This is a genomic window from Streptomyces sp. SYP-A7185 (assembly GCF_046103685.1).
In the GTDB taxonomy this organism is placed as follows: domain Bacteria; phylum Actinomycetota; class Actinomycetes; order Streptomycetales; family Streptomycetaceae; genus Streptomyces.
Genome location: NZ_CP122310.1, coordinates 6,301,024 through 6,318,803 on the forward strand (window position 1 = coordinate 6,301,024; position 17,780 = coordinate 6,318,803).

General features: G+C 68.5%; 19 protein-coding genes. 13 read left to right on the plus strand and 6 right to left on the minus strand.

The window, feature by feature from the left end:
- Positions 1–120: 120 nt before the first annotated feature.
- The 11 genes from QBL25_RS27810 (at position 121) to QBL25_RS27860 (ending at position 10,128) form a co-directional block, all read left to right on the plus strand.
- A complete protein-coding gene (locus tag QBL25_RS27810) occupies positions 121–1,482 on the plus strand; it encodes an MraY family glycosyltransferase (RefSeq protein ID WP_409059696.1) in 1,362 nt (453 codons plus the stop codon).
- A gap of 260 nt (positions 1,483–1,742) precedes the next feature.
- Positions 1,743–2,180 (plus strand): hypothetical protein, encoded by a 438-nt coding sequence (locus QBL25_RS27815; RefSeq protein ID WP_409059697.1) that lies wholly within the window; start codon positions 1,743–1,745, stop codon positions 2,178–2,180.
- Positions 2,181–2,456: 276 nt separating this feature from the next.
- Positions 2,457–3,227 (plus strand): F0F1 ATP synthase subunit A, encoded by a 771-nt coding sequence (gene atpB, locus QBL25_RS27820; protein WP_409062799.1) that lies wholly within the window; start codon positions 2,457–2,459, stop codon positions 3,225–3,227.
- 71 nt (positions 3,228–3,298) lie between these two features.
- Positions 3,299–3,544, plus strand: coding sequence for an ATP synthase F0 subunit C (atpE, locus tag QBL25_RS27825; protein WP_365820561.1), 246 nt, complete (start codon positions 3,299–3,301; stop codon positions 3,542–3,544).
- A gap of 41 nt (positions 3,545–3,585) precedes the next feature.
- Positions 3,586–4,140 (plus strand): F0F1 ATP synthase subunit B, encoded by a 555-nt coding sequence (locus QBL25_RS27830; protein WP_409059698.1) that lies wholly within the window; start codon positions 3,586–3,588, stop codon positions 4,138–4,140.
- A complete protein-coding gene (locus QBL25_RS27835) occupies positions 4,137–4,958 on the plus strand; it encodes a F0F1 ATP synthase subunit delta (RefSeq protein WP_409059699.1) in 822 nt (273 codons plus the stop codon). The genes QBL25_RS27830 and QBL25_RS27835 overlap by 4 nt, the downstream gene beginning before the upstream one ends.
- Positions 4,959–5,085: 127 nt before the next feature.
- Entirely contained in the window at positions 5,086–6,684 is a 1,599-nt protein-coding gene (gene atpA / locus QBL25_RS27840; protein ID WP_409059700.1) for a F0F1 ATP synthase subunit alpha, read from the plus strand.
- A 20-nt stretch (positions 6,685–6,704) separates the two neighbouring features.
- Positions 6,705–7,622 carry a F0F1 ATP synthase subunit gamma gene (locus QBL25_RS27845; protein ID WP_409059701.1) on the plus strand — a complete coding sequence of 306 codons (918 nt, stop codon included), beginning with the start codon at positions 6,705–6,707 and terminating at the stop codon, positions 7,620–7,622.
- Entirely contained in the window at positions 7,622–9,064 is a 1,443-nt protein-coding gene (gene atpD, locus QBL25_RS27850) for a F0F1 ATP synthase subunit beta (RefSeq protein WP_409059702.1), read from the plus strand. Before QBL25_RS27845 ends, atpD begins: the two co-directional genes overlap by 1 nt.
- 109 nt (positions 9,065–9,173) lie before the next feature.
- Positions 9,174–9,548 carry a F0F1 ATP synthase subunit epsilon gene (locus QBL25_RS27855; protein WP_409059703.1) on the plus strand — a complete coding sequence of 125 codons (375 nt, stop codon included), beginning with the start codon at positions 9,174–9,176 and terminating at the stop codon, positions 9,546–9,548.
- Positions 9,549–9,678: 130 nt separating this feature from the next.
- A complete protein-coding gene (locus QBL25_RS27860) occupies positions 9,679–10,128 on the plus strand; it encodes a DUF2550 domain-containing protein (protein WP_409059704.1) in 450 nt (149 codons plus the stop codon).
- A 69-nt stretch (positions 10,129–10,197) separates the two neighbouring features.
- On the opposite strand, the gene QBL25_RS27865 is transcribed toward QBL25_RS27860, so the two are convergent.
- The 3 genes from QBL25_RS27865 to QBL25_RS27875 form a co-directional block, all read right to left on the minus strand.
- On the minus strand, positions 10,198–12,036 hold the full coding sequence (locus tag QBL25_RS27865; protein ID WP_409059705.1) for a glycosyl hydrolase family 18 protein: 1,839 nt from the start codon (positions 12,034–12,036) through the stop codon (positions 10,198–10,200).
- Between the two features lie 172 nt (positions 12,037–12,208).
- Positions 12,209–12,862: a response regulator gene (locus QBL25_RS27870; protein ID WP_409059706.1), complete on the minus strand. Its 654-nt coding sequence runs from the start codon at positions 12,860–12,862 to the stop codon at positions 12,209–12,211.
- Complete coding sequence (locus QBL25_RS27875; protein ID WP_409059707.1) at positions 12,859–14,064, minus strand: sensor histidine kinase; 1,206 nt, start codon at positions 14,062–14,064, stop codon at positions 12,859–12,861. The genes QBL25_RS27870 and QBL25_RS27875 overlap by 4 nt, the downstream gene beginning before the upstream one ends.
- A gap of 153 nt (positions 14,065–14,217) precedes the next feature.
- Here QBL25_RS27875 and QBL25_RS27880 point away from each other — a divergent pair, with 153 nt between their 5' ends.
- Positions 14,218–14,835, plus strand: a complete 618-nt coding sequence (locus tag QBL25_RS27880) for a hypothetical protein (protein ID WP_409059708.1) — start codon at positions 14,218–14,220, stop codon at positions 14,833–14,835.
- Here the strand turns inward: QBL25_RS27880 and QBL25_RS27885 are convergent.
- Genes QBL25_RS27885 through QBL25_RS27895 form a run of 3 tightly spaced genes read right to left on the minus strand, consistent with a single transcriptional unit; the run spans position 14,832 to position 16,998 of the window.
- Positions 14,832–15,404, minus strand: coding sequence for a cob(I)yrinic acid a,c-diamide adenosyltransferase (locus tag QBL25_RS27885; protein ID WP_409059709.1), 573 nt, complete (start codon positions 15,402–15,404; stop codon positions 14,832–14,834). The genes QBL25_RS27880 and QBL25_RS27885 overlap by 4 nt on opposite strands.
- A gap of 13 nt (positions 15,405–15,417) precedes the next feature.
- Positions 15,418–16,173: an ABC transporter permease gene (locus QBL25_RS27890; RefSeq protein ID WP_409059710.1), complete on the minus strand. Its 756-nt coding sequence runs from the start codon at positions 16,171–16,173 to the stop codon at positions 15,418–15,420.
- 42 nt (positions 16,174–16,215) lie between these two features.
- Positions 16,216–16,998 (minus strand): ABC transporter ATP-binding protein, encoded by a 783-nt coding sequence (locus tag QBL25_RS27895; protein ID WP_409059711.1) that lies wholly within the window; start codon positions 16,996–16,998, stop codon positions 16,216–16,218.
- A gap of 84 nt (positions 16,999–17,082) precedes the next feature.
- On the opposite strand from QBL25_RS27895, the gene QBL25_RS27900 reads away from it, so the two are divergent.
- Positions 17,083–17,724, plus strand: coding sequence for a TetR/AcrR family transcriptional regulator (locus QBL25_RS27900; protein ID WP_409059712.1), 642 nt, complete (start codon positions 17,083–17,085; stop codon positions 17,722–17,724).
- The last annotated feature ends 56 nt before the right edge of the window (positions 17,725–17,780 follow it).

Sequence of the window (17,780 nt, forward strand, 5' to 3'; positions counted from 1 at the left end):
GCAGGCGCGTACCCTTCGCTTTGAGACATAGCCTCGTCAGGGCACCGAGCGTGCTCAGTCCCAGGCACACATAGCTAGGCTGTGGGGCTGAGATGGCCAGCGATACCTGTGGGGAAGCCCGTGCGTGAATACCTGCTGACGCTCTGCATCACGGCCGCGGTGACTTACTTGCTGACCGGCCCGGTGCGGAAGTTCGCGATCGTGGCCGGCGCCATGCCGGAGATCCGCGCCCGCGACGTACACCGGGAGCCCACGCCCCGGCTCGGCGGTATCGCGATGTTCTTCGGTCTGTGCGCCGGACTCCTGGTCGCCGACCACCTGCCGAACCTGAACGACGTCTTCGAGCGGTCCAACGAACCGCGCGCGCTGCTCTCCGGCGCCGCGCTGATCTGGATCATCGGCGTCCTGGACGACAAGTTCGAGATCGACGCCCTGATCAAGCTGGGCGGCCAGATGATCGCCGCCGGCGTCATGGTCCTCCAGGGCCTGACGATCCTGTGGATCCCCGTCCCCGGTTACGGCATGGTCCTCCTGGACCAGGGCCAGGGCACGCTCCTGACGGTCGCGCTCGTGGTGATCACCATCAACGCGGTCAACTTCGTGGACGGCCTCGACGGCCTCGCCGCGGGCATGGTGTGCATCGCGGCCACGGCGTTCTTCCTCTACGCCTACCGCATCTGGTACGGCTACGGCATCGAGGCCGCGGCTCCCGCCACGCTCTTCGCGGCGATCCTGATGGGCATGTGCCTGGGCTTCCTGCCGCACAACATCCATCCCGCCCGGATCTTCATGGGGGACTCGGGCTCGATGCTGATCGGGCTGGTCCTCGCGGCGGGCGCCATCTCCGCCACCGGGCAGATCGACGGCGACGCCATGAGCCTGAACTTCGGGGGCAGCCGCGATGCCACGCACGCGATGCTCCCGGTCTTCATCCCGCTCCTGATGCCGCTGACGATCATCGCGATCCCGTTCGCCGACCTGGTCCTCGCGATCGTCAGGCGTACGTGGAACGGCAAGTCGCCGTTCGCCGCCGACCGCGGCCACCTCCACCACCGCCTCCTGGAGATCGGCCACTCCCACAGCCGCGCGGTGCTGATCATGTACTTCTGGTCGGCACTGATCGGCTTCGGCACGGTGGCCTACTCGGTCCACTCGGCCAGCATGTGGATCCTGCTGCTGATCGTCGCCCTGAGCGCGGTGGGCCTCGTGCTCCTGATGCTGCCGAGGTTCCGGCCGCACATCCCGCGCTGGGCCGAGTCGTTCGTGCCGCCGCGCTACCGGCGGCGCAAGCAGGCTGCCGCGCAGGAGCCGGCGGGCGGCGAGGCGGGCGTGACGGACGGGGCGGACGGGGCAGACGGGTCGGACGTGACGGACGCAGAGTCGGAGGGTCGGCCTCCGGTCGGGTCGGGCGTCAACGGAGCGACGGCCGTCGGCACCCGCTCGCGCTTCGAGGATCGGCGGAAGGCCGGTTCGTCGAGCTGACGCCCATCGTCAAACGTGCCCAATACCAGACAAGTTGCCGCCTCGCATGCACATACGCGCGGATTAACTCTCATGTGTGACACCGAGCACACCTAGCAGGTAAAGACCTCATCAAATAGTTTGTGATACCGTTCACGAAACCAGGGGATAGAGCCGAAGGACCGTAGTGCGACGGTCCATTGGCCCGAGGGACACTCTCGACCCCGGACTACGCTCGTCCATGACGACACCCTGCCCCCATCAGTAAGCGGAGCGCCGCCATGCCGTCTCAAGACACCCGAACTCTCCTTCAGTCCGCCGTGCCCACTGCTGCCGCCGGTGCGATCACCGCTGCGGTGAGCGCCGTGGTCGCGGGCGGCAAGGGAGCGCTCGGCGCGGTCGTCGGCACCTTGGTGGTCATTGCCTTCATGGGGCTCGGGTTGTTCGTACTGCAACGCACGGCGAAATCGCTTCCGCAGTTGTTCCAGGCGATGGGCTTGATGCTCTACGTCGCGCAACTCCTGCTGCTCCTCGTCTTCATGAGCCTGTTCAAGGACACCACGCTCTTCAACCCGAAGGCCTTCGCTGTCGCCCTCGTGGTCGCGACGGTTACGTGGATGGCCGCACAGGCTCGTGCACACATGAAGGCCAAGATCCTTTACGTTGAACCCCACTCCGAGCAGAACGACAAGCCGGAGAAGTCGGGGTCCTCCACGTGAAGGGTAGGGCCGGGATAAATGCACGTTCGAGATGCTGCTATCGTCCGGTGCCAACTGCGGCACTGCTGGCGCGGGCATCTGAGCTGACGCCTGCACGTTCGCGAGGCTCGATGCCTGAACGCCGCGCCCACATCCGAAACACCAGTCTGGTGCCGAATCGCGGCTGCGCGCCGCGCCGACACGACAACGAGGTTGCCGTACCTATGCGTCACGCCGAAGGAGCCCGCGGTGAGTGCTGACCAAACTGAGCTCGCCTTCAATTGGAGCTGTCGGATCATGTCCGACAACGGCTGCGGCTTCCCGGCTCCGGGCCTGCACTCGTTCCTCTTCAAGCCGATCTTCACCGTCGGTGGGTTCGAGTTCAACAAGGTGATGCTCCTTGCCTTGCTGGCCACGCTCGTCGTTGTCACCTTCTTCTACGCGGCGTTCGGCAAGGCCAAGGTTGTTCCGGGCAAGCTGCAGATGGTGGGCGAGGCCGGTTACGACTTCGTTCGCCGCGGCATCGTCTACGAGACGATGGGCAAGAAGGACGGCGAGAAGTACGTCCCGCTCATGGTGTCGCTCTTCTTCTTCATCTGGATCATGAACATCTGGTCGGTGATCCCGCTCGCACAGTTCCCGGTCGCGTCGATCTTCGCCTACCCGGTGGTTCTGGCGGTCATCGTCTACCTGATCTGGGTGCCGCTCACCTTCAAGAAGCATGGCTTCGTCGGTGGCTGGAAGAACATCACCGGTTACGACAACTCACTCGGTCCGATCAAGTGGCTCGTGTCGTTCATCGAGTTCTTCTCGAACCTGCTTGTGCGTCCCTTCACGCACGCGGTGCGACTCTTCGCCAACATGTTCGCCGGTCACCTGATGCTGGTGATGTTCACCGTCGCCTCCTGGTACCTGCTGAACAGCTGGCTGATCCCCGCGGCCGGCGTCTCCTTCGCGATGACGATCGGCATGATCCTCTTCGAACTCTTCGTGCAGGCCGTTCAGGCGTACGTCTTCGTGCTCCTTGCCTGCTCGTACATTCAGGGCGCTCTCGCCGAGCACCACTGAGCCCCTCCGCAACCCCTAAAGCGCCCGGTGGCCAACCCCCACCGGTCCATGAAAGAGAAGGAAGTAACGGCATGTCCGCGACTCTCGAACTCGCCGCCGTCACCGGTGACCTCAAGGCCCTCGGCTCCATTGGTTACGGTCTCGCCGCGATCGGCCCCGGCATCGGTGTTGGCATCGTCTTCGGTAAGGGCACCGAGGCTCTGGCCCGGCAGCCCGAAGCCGCTGGTCTGATCCGTGCCAACCAGATCCTCGGCTTCGCCTTCTGTGAGGCGCTCGCCCTCATCGGCATCGTCATGCCGTTCGTCTACGGCTCCTGATCGCCCAAGACGATTAGCCCCGTTCGACGAAAGGCACTGATGTGATCGCCAACCTGGTACAGCTGGCGGCCGAGCATGCGGAGGAGCAGAACCCGCTCATTCCGCCGGGCCCCGAGCTGCTCGTCGGCACCATCGCCTTCGCCATCGTCTTCTTCTTCTTCTGGAAGAAGCTCCTCCCGAACATCAACAAGGTTCTGGAAGAGCGCCGGGAGGCGATCGAGGGCGGTATCGAGAAGGCCGAGGCCGCTCAGACCGAGGCCCAGAGCGTGCTCGAGCAGTACAAGGCTCAGCTCGCCGAGGCTCGGCACGAGGCCGCGCGTCTGCGCCAGGAGGCGCAGGAGCAGGGCGCCCAGCTCATCGCCGAGATGCGCGCCGAAGGCCAGCGTCAGCGCGAGGAGATCGTGGCCGCAGGCCACGCGCAGCTCGCCGCCGACCGCAAGGCCGCCGCGCAGTCGCTGCGTCAGGACGTGGGCCAGCTGGCCACCGACCTGGCGGGCAAGCTCGTCGGCGAGTCCCTGGAGGACTCCGCACGGCAGAGCCGCACCATCGACCGTTTCCTCGACGAGCTCGAGGAGAAGGCCGAGGCGGCTCGATGACAGCGCACGGAGCCAGCCGCGAGGCCGTCGCGGCCGCGCGCGAGCGTCTCGACGCGCTGACCGACAACACCTCGGTGGACGTGAAGCGGCTCGCGGACGAGCTGGCCTCGGTCACCGCGCTGTTCAGCCGTGAGGTCTCCCTGCGCCGGGTCCTGACCGACCCGTCGCAGTCCGGTGAGGCCAAGGCGGAGCTCGCCGGGCGCCTGCTCGGCGGGCAGGTGAGCGGCGAGACCGCCGACCTGGTGGCCGGCATGGTCCGCTCGCGCTGGTCGCAGTCGCGTGACCTGGTGGACGCCCTCGAGGAGCTCACCAACCTCGCCGACCTGACCGGCGCGCAGAAGTCCGGCGCGCTGGACGACGTCGAGGACGAGCTGTTCCGGTTCGGCCGGATCGTCTCCTCGAACACCGGCCTCCGCTCGGCGCTGACCGACCGCGCCGCCACGGGTGCGGCCAAGAGCGAGCTGCTGCGCAGCCTGCTCGGTGGCCGGGCCAACGAGGTCACGGAGCGGCTCGTCGAGCGCCTCGTGACCGCGCCCCGTGGACGTAGCCTGGAGGCGGGACTCGAGTCCCTCTCCAAGCTGGCCGCGGACCGCCGGGACCGGATGGTCGCCGTCGTCACCTCCGCCGTTCCGCTTTCGGACCGGCAGAAGCAGCGCCTCGGTGCCGTCCTCGCGAAGGTCTACGGCCGCCAGATGCACCTGAACCTCGACGTGGACCCCTCGGTCCTCGGCGGGATCACGGTGCAGGTGGGCGACGAGATCATCAACGGCAGCATCGCGGACCGCCTCGAGGACGCGCACCGCCGCATGGCGAGCTAGCAGTAACTCAAAACGTAGGAATGACGGCCCTAGTTGGGCCGTGCAGAGGATTCACCTCTTACTTGGGGGGAGTCCCCAGACCCCCAAAGTGAAACTTCGGGCCCAACAAGGAGAGCAGGGAACCCAGATGGCGGAGCTCACGATCCGGCCGGAGGAGATCCGGGACGCACTGGAGAACTTTGTCCAGGCGTACAAGCCGGACGCGGCCTCGCGCGAGGAGGTCGGTTCGGTCACCGTTGCCGGTGACGGCATCGCGAAGGTCGAGGGCCTGCCCTCGGCCATGGCCAACGAGCTGCTGAAGTTCGAGGACGGCACCCTCGGTCTCGCCCTCAACCTTGAGGAGCGCGAGATCGGCGCCGTCGTCCTCGGCGAGTTCAGTGGCATCGAAGAGGGCCAGCCGGTCACCCGTACCGGCGAGGTCCTGTCGGTCGCGGTGGGCGAGGGCTACCTCGGCCGTGTCGTCGACCCGCTCGGCGCCCCGATCGACGGCCTCGGCGAGATCGAGACGTCCGGACGCCGCGCCCTCGAGCTGCAGGCCCCCACGGTCATGGACCGCAAGTCGGTCCACGAGCCGATGGAGACCGGCTACAAGGCCGTCGACGCGATGACCCCGATCGGCCGTGGCCAGCGTCAGCTGATCATCGGCGACCGCCAGACGGGCAAGACCGCCCTGGCCGTCGACACGATCATCAACCAGCGCGACAACTGGCGCTCGGGCGACGTGAACAAGCAGGTGCGCTGCATCTACGTCGCCGTCGGTCAGAAGGGCTCCACCATCGCCTCCGTGCGCGGTGCCCTCGAAGAGGCCGGCGCGCTGGAGTACACGACCATCGTCGCCGCCCCGGCGTCCGACCCGGCGGGCTTCAAGTACCTGGCGCCCTACACCGGCTCGGCCATCGGCCAGCAGTGGATGTACGAGGGCAAGCACGTCCTCATCATCTTCGACGACCTCTCGAAGCAGGCCGACGCCTACCGCGCCGTGTCCCTGCTGCTCCGCCGCCCGCCGGGGCGCGAGGCCTACCCGGGTGACGTCTTCTACCTGCACTCGCGTCTGCTCGAGCGCTGCGCGAAGCTGTCGGACGAGATGGGCAAGGGCTCGATGACGGGTCTCCCGATCGTCGAGACCAAGGCGAACGACGTGTCGGCGTTCATCCCGACCAACGTCATCTCCATCACCGACGGCCAGTGCTTCCTGGAGTCCGACCTGTTCAACGCCGGTCAGCGTCCGGCCCTGAACGTCGGTATCTCGGTCTCCCGTGTCGGTGGCTCCGCCCAGCACAAGGCGATCCGCCAGGTGTCAGGACGGCTCCGCGTGGACCTCGCCCAGTACCGCGAGCTGGAGGCGTTCGCCGCCTTCGGTTCCGACCTGGACGCCGCGTCGAAGGCCTCCCTCGAGCGTGGTTCGCGCATGGTCGAGCTGCTCAAGCAGGCTCAGTACCAGCCGATGGCCACCGAGGACCAGGTCATCTCGATCTGGGCCGGCACCACGGGCCGCATGGACGAGGTACCGGTCGCCGACATCCGGCGCTTCGAGCGCGAGCTGCTCGAGTACCTGCACCGCAAGGAGCAGGGCCTGATGACCTCCATCAAGGAGGGCGGCAAGATGTCCGACGACACGATCACGGCCATCGCCGACGCCGTCGCCGAGTTCAAGAAGCAGTTCGAGACCTCGGACGGCAAGCTGCTCGGCGAGGACGCTCCGGCCGCCGTCGACGCGTCCAAGTGACGACGGAAGGGACCTGACTCATGGGAGCCCAGCTCCGGGTCTACAAGCGTCGCATCAAATCCGTCACCGCGACCAAGAAGATCACCAAGGCGATGGAGATGATCGCCGCCTCGCGTGTCGTCAAGGCACAGCGCAAGGTGACCGCCTCCACTCCGTACGCGACCGAGCTCACCCGCGCGGTCACCGCGGTGGCCACGGGTGCCAACGACAAGCACCCGCTGACCACCGAGGCCGAGGCTCCGACCCGGGCCGCTGTCCTGCTCCTCTCGAGCGACCGCGGTCTGGCCGGCGCCTTCAACTCCAACGCCATCAAGGGTGCGGAGAAGCTCACGGAGAAGTTGAAGGGCGAGGGCAAGGAGGTCGACACGTACATCGTCGGCCGCCGTGGCATCGCGCACTACAACTTCCGTGAGCGGAAGATCGCCGGGCAGTGGACGGGCTTCACGGATGCCCCTTCCTACTCGGACGCCAAGGAGATCGCCGCACCCCTGATCGAGGCCATCGAGACGGACACGGCCGAGGGCGGCGTGGACGAGCTCCACATCGTCTACACCGAGTTCATCTCGATGATGACGCAGGAAGCGACCGGTTCCCGGTTGCTCCCGCTCAGCCTCGACAAGGTCGCCGAGGAGGCGGGCCAGAGTGACGAGGCCCGCCCGCTGTACGACTTCGAGCCGTCGGCGGAGGACGTCCTCGACGCCCTGCTGCCGCGCTACGTCGAGAGCCGGATCTACAACGCGCTGCTCCAGTCGGCTGCTTCCAAGCACGCCGCCACGCGCCGCGCGATGAAGTCGGCGACCGACAACGCGGGTGACCTGATCAACGCCCTCACCCGTTCTGCCAACGCGGCCCGCCAGGCCGAAATCACCCAGGAAATCAGCGAGATCGTCGGTGGCTCCAGTGCCCTGGCCGACGCGACCGCGGGGAGTGACAAGTAATGACGACCACTGTTGATACGGCCGTTGCCACGGGCCGCGTCGCCCGGGTGATCGGCCCGGTCGTCGACGTGGAGTTCCCCGTCGACGCGATGCCGGACATCTACAACGCGCTTCACGTCGAGGTGGCCGACCCGGCCAAGGACGGCGAGAAGAAGACGCTGACGCTCGAGGTCGCCCAGCACCTCGGCGACGGCATCGTCCGCGCGATCTCCATGCAGCCCACCGACGGCCTGGTCCGCCAGGCCGCGGTGACCGACACGGGCGCGGGCATCACCGTCCCCGTCGGTGACATCACCAAGGGCAAGGTGTTCAACACCCTCGGTGCGATCCTGAACCACCCCGAGGCCGAGGCCGACGTCACCGAGCGCTGGCCGATCCACCGCAAGGCCCCGGCCTTCGACCAGCTCGAGTCGAAGACCGAGATGTTCGAGACCGGCCTGAAGGTCGTCGACCTTCTCACCCCGTACGTCAAGGGTGGAAAGATCGGTCTGTTCGGTGGAGCGGGCGTCGGCAAGACCGTCCTCATCCAGGAAATGATCATGCGTGTGGCCAAGCTGCACGAGGGCGTTTCCGTGTTCGCCGGCGTCGGCGAGCGCACCCGTGAGGGCAACGACCTCATCGACGAGATGGAAGAGTCGGGCGTTCTGGACAAGACCGCCCTGGTCTTCGGCCAGATGGACGAGCCGCCGGGCACGCGTCTGCGCGTCGCCCTGGCCGGTCTGACCATGGCGGAGTACTTCCGCGATGTGCAGAAGCAGGACGTGCTGTTCTTCATCGACAACATCTTCCGCTTCACGCAGGCCGGTTCCGAGGTCTCGACCCTGCTCGGCCGTATGCCCTCCGCGGTGGGTTACCAGCCGAACCTGGCCGACGAGATGGGCCTCCTCCAGGAGCGCATCACCTCGACGCGTGGTCACTCGATCACCTCGATGCAGGCGATCTACGTCCCCGCGGACGACCTCACCGACCCGGCCCCGGCCACGACCTTCGCGCACCTCGACGCGACGACCGTGCTGTCGCGTCCGATCTCGGAGAAGGGCATCTACCCGGCGGTGGACCCGCTGGACTCGACGTCCCGCATCCTGGACCCGCGCTACATCGCGCAGGACCACTACGACGCCGCCATGCGCGTCAAGGGCATCCTGCAGAAGTACAAGGACCTCCAGGACATCATCGCGATCCTCGGCATCGACGAGCTCAGCGAAGAGGACAAGCTGGTCGTTCAGCGCGCCCGTCGCGTCGAGCGCTTCCTGTCGCAGAACACCCACGCCGCCAAGCAGTTCACCGGCCTGGACGGTTCGGACGTGCCGCTCGACGAGTCGATCGCCGCGTTCAACTCGATCATCGACGGTGAGTACGACCACTTCCCCGAGCAGGCGTTCTTCATGTGCGGTGGCATCGAGGACCTGAAGGCGAAGGCCAAGGAGCTCGGCGTCTCCTGAGTCCATGACTCACGGGAGGGGTGGGCCGGTCCCGCCCCTCCCGATACGCCCACTAGAATTTGACCCAACACCCGGCGAAGCCGCCGGGTGGTGACCCGAGGAGCCACCCTTGGCTGCTGAGCTGCATGTCGAGCTGGTCGCCGCGGACCGCAGTGTCTGGTCCGGCGAGGCCACCCTGGTCGTCGCGCGCACCACGTCCGGCGACATCGGCGTCATGCCCGGTCACCAGCCGCTGCTCGGTGTGCTGGAGTCGGGCCCGGTGACCATTCGTACGAGCGACGGCGACACCGTCGTCGCGGCCGTCCACGGAGGGTTCATCTCCTTCGCGGACAACAAGCTGTCACTGCTTGCTGAGATCGTCGAGCTGTCGGACGAGATCGATGTCCAGCGTGCGGAGCGGGCGCTCGAGCGCGCGAAGTCGGAGGCCGACGCCTCCGCCGAGCGTCGCGCGGACGTCCGACTGCGGGCGGTGGCGTCGCGCTGAAACCGGCGCGACGGCGTTTGACGTGACTCAGCCGCGGCCAGGTCCGGAGCAATCCGGACCGGGTCGCGGCTGAGGCAATGCGGGTGCAATTCTGTTGGTCCGTTTCGAAGAGGCGAGGAGGTCGGTGCCGATGATCCTCACTCTGCTCGTGTGCGGACTCGTGTTGGTCGTTCTGGTGTTGGTGGGGCTCTTCGTCTTCGGGCTCCGGCGCCGGCTCATCCAGCGTTCGGGCGGCACCTTCGACTGCAGCCTGCGCTGGGACGCCCCGGAGAAGGGCGACACGTCCGGCAAGGGCTGGGGCTACGGCGTCGCCCGCTACAACGGCGACCGGATCGAGTGGTTCCGCGTCTTCTCGTACGCTCCCCGGCCCCGTCGGGTCCTGGAGCGCTCGGCCATCGAGGTCGTCGACCGGCGCTCCCCGGACGGCGAGGAGGAGCTCGCGCTGCTCTCGGACGCGATCGTCCTCGGCTGTCTGCACCGCGGCGTCCGCCTGGAGCTCGCGATGGGCGAGGACGCGCTGACCGGTTTCCTGGCCTGGCTGGAGGCGGCGCCTCCCGGCCAGCGGGTCAACGTGGCCTAGAACGCGAGAAGCCGGGAAGACAAGGGGCGTACTTGTCTTCCCGGCTTCGTCCGTGGAGCGGCGGCCCTGTTACTTCAGGCCGTCGTTGATGGCGCTCACCAACTCGCCGTTGGTGGTGTCACCGCTGAACTCCCAGAAGAAGGCGCCTCCCAGGCCCTGCTGCTTCGACCAGGCCATCTTGCTCTTGACGGTGGCCGGGGTGTCGTAGGACCACCAGTTGGTGCCGCAGTGGGCGTAGGCCGTGCCGGCGATCGTGCCGTTGGCGGGGCAGCTGTTCTTGAGGACCTTGTAGTCCTCGATGCCCGCCTCGTACGTGCCCTGCGCGGCGCCGGTCGCCGTGCCGCCGGGCTCCTTCTGGGTGACGCCGGTCCAGCCGCGGCCGTAGAAGCCGATGCCGAGCAGGAGCTTGCTCGCGGGCACGCCCTTCGCCTTCAGCTTGGAGATCGCGTCGGCGGAGGTGAAGCCCTCCTGCGGGATGCCGGCGTACGAGGTGAGCGGGGAGTGCGGGGCCGTCGGGCCCTTGGCCGCCCACGCGCCGAAGAAGTCGTACGTCATCACGTTGAACCAGTCGGCGTACTGCGAGGCGCCGCCGTAGTCGGCCGCGTCGATCTTGCCGCCGCTGGAGCCGTCCGCGGTGATGGCGGCGGTGACCAGGGCGTCCTTGCCGAACTCGGTGCGGAACGCCTGCATCATGTTCTTCATGGCGGCCGGGCCGCTGGTGTCGCAGGTCAGGCCGCAGGCGTTGGGGTACTCCCAGTCCAGGTCGATGCCGTCGAAGACGTCGGCCCAGCGCGGGTCCTCCACCAGGTCGTGGCAGGACTTGGCGAAGGCGGCCGGGTTCTTCATGGCGTCGGTGAAGCCGCCGGACCAGGTCCAGCCGCCGAAGGACCACAGGACCTTGATGTTCGGGTGCTTGGCCTTGAGCTTGCGCAGCTGGTTGAAGTTGCCGCGCAGGGGCTGGTCCCAGGTGTCCGCCTTGCCGTCGACCGACTGGTCGGCCGTGTAGGCCTTGTCGTAGTCGGCGTAGGCGTCGCCGATGGTGCACTTGCCGCCCTGGACGTTGCCGAAGGCGTAGTTGATGTGCGTGATCTTGGAGGCGGAGGCCGAGGTGTCGATGTTCTTCACGTGGTAGTTGCGTCCGTAGACGCCCCACTGGGCGAAGTAACCGAGCTTGACCTTGTCACCGGGGCCGGGGCCCGGGTCGGTGCCGCCGCCGGTGGTGTGCACCTTGACGGCGCCGGACGCCGGTCCGGTCTGGTCCGCGGTGTCGCGGGCCTGGACCGTGTAGGAGTAGTCGGTGCCGGCGGTCAGACCGCTGTCGGCGTACGACGTTCCGGTGACGGTCGCGACCTTGGCGCCGTCGCGCAGGACGTCGTAGTTCTTGACGCCCTTGTCGTCGGTGGCCGCCTTCCAGTCCAGCTTCACCGAGGTGTTGGTGATGTCGGACGTGGTGGGGGTGCCGGGGGCCGAGGGCGGGTTGTCGCCGGGGACGCTGCCGCCGTCACAACTGCCGCCGTTGATCGTACAGTTGGAGGGCGATCCGGCGCCCGAGCCGTTGAACCCGAAGGAGACCGAGGCGCCGGGGGCGAGCGTCCCGTTCCAGCCGAGGTTCTTGGCGGTCCAGTGGTTGCCGGAGTTGGTGACGGTGGCGTCCCAGGCGGAGGACACCTTCGTGCCGGTGGGGAAGTCCCACTCGACGGCCCAGGCGCTGATGGTGGTGGTGCCGGTGTTCTTGACGGTCCACTTGCCCTCGAAGCCGCTGCCCCAGTCCTGGGTCTTGGCGTACGTGGCGGTGGCCGCGGGGGCGGCTTCCGGTGCGGCTTCGGCGGGACCGCCGAGCGCGACCAAAGTGGCGAGCGGGAGCAGCAGGGTGGTGAGGCCTGCCACGGCTCTGTGTCTGAAGCGCACTGTGTGCTCCTCGGGTGAGATCCGGGGGTCATAGGGGTGGAACCCTGCGCCGCCCGTGAACACGTGGGGGAGTGCTCACCGCAGTGCCGCGAGAATAGAAAGGTCTGGACCAGCGGTCAAGAGGTCTGAACCAATGGCCGGATCGCACCGGTCGAAACCGGTGCAGCCGGGCTCATACACCCAACTCCTGTGCCAACACGGCCGCTTGGACCCTGCTGCGCAGCTCCAGCTTGCCGAGCAGTCGGCTGACGTGGGTCTTCACCGTCGCCTCCGCCATGTCGAGGCGCCCCGCGATCTCCGCGTTCGACAGCCCCTCGCCGAGGCACGCGAGGACCTCGCGCTCGCGTCGCGTGAGGGTGTCGAGGATGGCGGGATCGGGTCCGTTCGCCCGCCGGGGGCGCGCGGTCCTGGGCGCCGCGAACTCGGCGATCAGCCGCCGGGTGACGGCCGGGGCGATCAGGCCCTCGCCGCGGCCGACCGCACGGACCGCCTCCAGGAGGTCCTTGGCCTCGGTGTTCTTCAGGAGGAAGCCGGATGCGCCCGCGCGCAGCGCGCCGAAGACGTACTCGTCGAGGTCGAAGGTGGTCAGGACGAGCACGTCCGCGAGCTCCTCGGCGACGACCTGCCGGGTCGCCGAGACGCCGTCCAGGCGCGGCATCTGGATGTCCATGAGGACCAGATCGGGCCGCAGTTCACGGGTGAGCGCCACCGCTTCCTCGCCGTCCGAGGCCTCCGCGACCACTTCGATGTCCGGGGCGCTGCGCAGGATCAGGACGAGCCCCGCCCGTACGGCTGACTGGTCCTCGGCGACGAGCACGCGGATCATTCGGTCACTCCTTCATCTGCGGGGTCGAGGTCCAGGGGGTCCACCGGCAGCGTCGCCCGCACGATCCACACCTTGCCGTCCGGGCCGCTCTCCGGACCCGACCCGAAGGTCCCGTCGAGGAGTTCGGTGCGCTCGCGCATGCCGACGAGGCCGGCTCCGGAGCCGGGGGCGCGCGGTCCCGAGGGCGAGTCGTACGGGCTGGTCACCAGGACGTCGAGGGAGCGGCGCCGCTGGGTGAGCGTCACGGTCACCAGGCCGGGCGAGGCGTGCTTGAGGGCGTTGGTCAGGGACTCCTGGACGATGCGGTACGCCGCGAGCTCCACCGGGGCGGGGAGCTTGGAGTCTTCCGGGGTGCGGGTGTCGTCGAGGGTGACGTCCAGACCATTGGTACGGGCGTTGCCCACCAGGGCGCCGAGGCCGATCAGGGTGGGGGTGGCCGCCGGCTCCCTGTCCTCGCTGGAGTCCCGGAGGATCCCGATGAGGCGGCGCATCTCGGCCAGGCCCTCGACGCTGTTCTCGCGGATGACGGCGAGGGCGTCGCGGGTGGTCTTCGGGTCGTCCAGGGAGAGCGCGGCCGTGGAGTGGATGGCGATCGCCGAGAGGTGGTTGGCCACCATGTCGTGCAGCTCGCGGGCCATCCGGGCCCGCTCGGCCGTGATCGCCTGGACGCGGTCCATCTCGGCGAGCAGCGCGGTCTGCTCGGCCCGCAGGCGCGCGGCGCCGGCGGCCTCGCGGTGGGTGCGGACGAGGACGCCGGTGGTGGCGGGGGCGAAGGACACCAGGCCGGTGACCACGCCGATGAGGAGCGCCTCCGGCTCCTTCCACCAGGCAAGGAACCCGATGGTCACCGCCACCGTGATCAGCCCGGTGGTCACCGGGATGCGCCGGGCGGCGGCCGGAGTCCCGTACACCACGGCCGCGTACATGATGTCCGTGAACATCATGACCGAGGCGAGGTTGCCGGCCGTGAACTGGTCGGCGACCAGGGCGACCGTGCCCACGGCCAGGGCGAACTGCGGCCTGCTCCTGCGCAGCAGCTCGAGGCCCGCGAGCACGAAGAGCGGGGCGAGCCCCCAGGCGGGGCCGAGCGGCCGGTCGGTCTGCATCTCGAGACCGAGCCCCCAGAACACGAGCCCGGCGAGCGCGCTGGCCACGGAGATCCGTACGTCGACGCGGTGCGGGCGGGGGAGGAGCGGGGCCATGCACCCATCCAACACGGCGTGCGGGGGCCATGCCTGATCCTGGGGGAGGAACCGCGCGCTACATCGAAGGATGCAGTCGGGTTTCGTCACTGACGACGACGATCAGCGCGCTCGGGGGCGGGAGCCTGGAAAGGTGACCGAGAGGAGCGAACCGTGATCGTCACGCTGATCATCATCTGCGAGGTCGGCTTCTGGGTGCTGCTGGCCGGCGGCCTTGCCCTGCGCTACGCGGCGAAGATGCCGCGCACCGGTGCCGCCGTCCTGCTGTGCGAGCCGGTTCTCGAGGTCGTCCTGCTCGTCGTGACCGCGATCGACCTGAAGAACGGCGCGGAGCCGGACTGGAAGCACGGACTCGCCGCCGTCTACATCGGCTACTCCGTCGCGCTCGGCCACTACACGATCAAGTGGGTGGACGTCCGCGTCGCCCACCGCTTCGCGGGCGGCCCGCCGCCGTCGACCCCGAAGTACGGCGTGGCCCGCGCGGTCCACGAGTGGAAGATCGCCGCCCGCTGGATCCTGGCGGGACTGATCGCCATGGCGCTGTTGCAGGGAGCGGTCTGGTACGTCGGGGACGACGGGGACATCGGGTCGCTGCGGGCCTGGCAGCAGCGGATGCTGTGGCTGATCGGCATCAACGTGATCATCGCCGGGACGTACACGGTCTTCCCGAAGAAGGCCCCGGCGGTCGGGCCCGGCAGGGACGCGGGGAACTCCGTGACGCACCACGAAGCGCCCGCCGAAGAGCGGCCGACCGCCCGGCGAAGCGGCTAGCGCTCGCCGCCCGGCACCCACAGCACGTCGCCGACCTCCTTGTTGGCCGCACGGGCCAGGATGAACAGGAGGTCGGAGAGACGGTTGAGATAGGTCGCCGTCAGGGGGTTCATGACCTCCCCGTGCACCTCGAAGGCCGCCCACGTCGACCGCTCGGCCCGCCGGACGACCGTGCACGCCTGGTGCAGCAGCGCCGCACCGGGCGTGCCGCCCGGCAGGATGAAGCTGCGCAGCTTCTCCAGCTCGTCCAGGAAGCGGTCGCAGTCCTTCTCCAGCTTGTCGACGTAGGACTGCTCGACGCGCAGCGGCGGGTACTTGGGCTCCTCGACGACCGGCGTGGACAGGTCGGCGCCCACGTCGAAGAGGTCGTTCTGGACCCGGACCAGGACCTTCACGACCTCTTCGTCGAGCTGTCCGAGGGCGATCGCCGTGCCGATGGCGGCGTTGGCCTCGTTGGCGTCGGCGTACGCCGAGATCCGCAGATCGGTCTTGGCGGTCCGGCTCATGTCACCGAGGGCGGTGGTGCCCTGGTCGCCGGTCCTGGTGTAGATGCGCGTCAGATTGACCATGAGGTCAGCCTAGTTACGCGCCGGCCCTCCGGAAGACACGTGTGCCGACCGTCACGGACGCCAGCGCGAGCGCGGCGGCGGTCAGGACGCCGTACAGCATCGCCGTGCCCGCGTACTCGCCCACGTAGGCAGCCCGTACCGCGTCCACGAGGTAGCGGAACGGCATGAGGTGCGAGAGCACGTCCAGCCAGCCCGGCGCGAGCGCCATCGGCAGCATCAGGCCGGAGAGCAGCATCGAGGGCATGCTCACCGCGTTGACGACGGGACCGAACTCGTGCGGCTTGGAGACGAGCAGCGCGAGCGCGTACGACAGGGACGCGAGGACGACCGTCAGGACCCCCACGAACGCGAAGCCGATGAGGATGCCGGCGAGCGGGGCCCGCAGCCCCATCACCACGGCGGCCAGGACCAGCAGCACCGCCTGGAAGACGAAGAGCGCGGCATCGCGCAGCACCCGCCCCAGCAGCAGTGCGAGGCGGCTGACCGGTGTCACACGCATCCGCTCCACCACGCCGAACTGCTTCTCGATGATGAGCGCGAAACCGCTGTACGAGGCGCCGAAGAGGCCGAGTTGCAGCAGCAGCCCCGGCACGAGCACCTGCCAGGAGTCGCCGCGCGGGCCGAGCGGCAGGCCGGTCAGGAGCGGGCCGAAGAAGAGCAGGTAGAGCAGCGGCATCAGGACGCCGAAGAGGATCTGGAACTTGGAGCGCAGGGTCTGGCGGGCGTACCGCCCGAAGATCAGCGCGGTGTCGGAGAGCAGCGCGGTCATGAGGGGTCCTGGGGTTCGGGGGAGAGTCGGGGGGGCGGGAGGTCAGACGGCGACGGGCGTCGTGTCCGCCGGAGCGAGGTCACGTCCGGTGATCGCGAGGAACGTGTCCTGGAGGGAGGCGTCGATGGAGCCGCCGTACCGGAGCTTGAGCGCGCTCGGCGTGCCTTCGGCGACCACGACGCCCTGGTCGATGACCACCAGGCGGTCGCAGAGCGCGTCGGCCTCGTCGAGGTAGTGCGTGGTCAGGACGACGGTGGTGCCGTGGTCGTCGCGCAGCCGCCGCACCAGCGCCCACAGGTCGGCCCTGCTGCCCGGGTCGAGCCCGGTGGTCGGCTCGTCGAGGAAGAGCACGTCGGGCCGGTGCATGAGCCCCATGGCGATGTCGAGACGCCTGCGCCGGCCCCCGGAGAGGGTCGCGCACGTGTGGTCGAGGAACTCGGCGAGACCCAGCTCGGCGGCCAACTCCGCGGCACGGGCCTCGGCCTGGGGCTTCGTCAGGCGGTAGAGCCGCCCCTGGGTGATCAGCTCCTCGCGTACGGAGACGGTCAGGTCGACGCCGCCGGACTGGGCCACGTAACCGATCTTGCGCCGTACGGCGGCGGGGTCGCGGGCCAGGTCGATGCCCGCGACGGTGGCGGCGCCGCCGGTGGGCGGCAGGAGCGTGGTGAGCATGCGCAGCGTCGTCGTCTTGCCCGCGCCGTTCGGCCCGAGGAAGCCCAGGATCTCGCCGGGGGCGACGGTGAGGTCGATGCCGCGCACCGCTTCGACGGTGGCGCGCTTGGTCCGGAAGGTCCGGGTGAGCCCGGCCGTGCTGATGATTGCCATGGCGACCACAAAAACAGAGTCTTTTAAATTTTGCAATGACTCCAAGTTTTTAGTGGCCCTAGTCCATGGCCGTAGGGTGAGGGCATGGCTGAAGGACTCAGGGAGCGCAAGAAGCGGCAGACGAAGCAGCGGATCTCGGACATCGCCACGGGGCTCTTCCTGGAGCACGGCTTCGTCACGGTGACCGTCGCGGACGTCGCGGAGGCCGCGGACGTCTCCGTGAACACCGTCTACAACTACTTCCCGGCCAAGGAGGACCTCTTCCTCGACCGGGGCGAGTCCGTCGTCGACCGGCTCTCCGGCCATGTGCGCGGCCGTCGCCCGGGGGAGTCCGCCGCCGCCGCGATCCTGCGCGAGCTGCGCTCGGACGTGGAGGGCGTCTCGCCGTCCGTCGGGCTCTTCACGGGCTGGGCCGACTTCATGAAGGTCATCACCGACGCCCACGCGCTGCGCTCCCGACTCTGGGAGATCCAGCAGGAGGCGCTCGGCCGCCTCACCGAGACCCTCGCCGCCGAGACGAAGGCCGCCGCCGACGACCCCCTGCCCGGCCTGATCGCGGGTCAGCTCTCCTGGGTCCACAGCACCCTCATGGCGTGGATCGGCGACGAGATGGTCAAGTGCCGCAAGCCCGCCGAAGTGTCGCGCGACGCCCTGGTGCTGCTCGACGAAATGGAGGACCTGCTGGGCGAGAAGGTCCTCAACTACGCGGTACGGGGCGCTGAATGACCCGGGTGCGCCGTACCAGTGTGATGTCCGTCATCTGAGACGTGACGCGCGTCTCT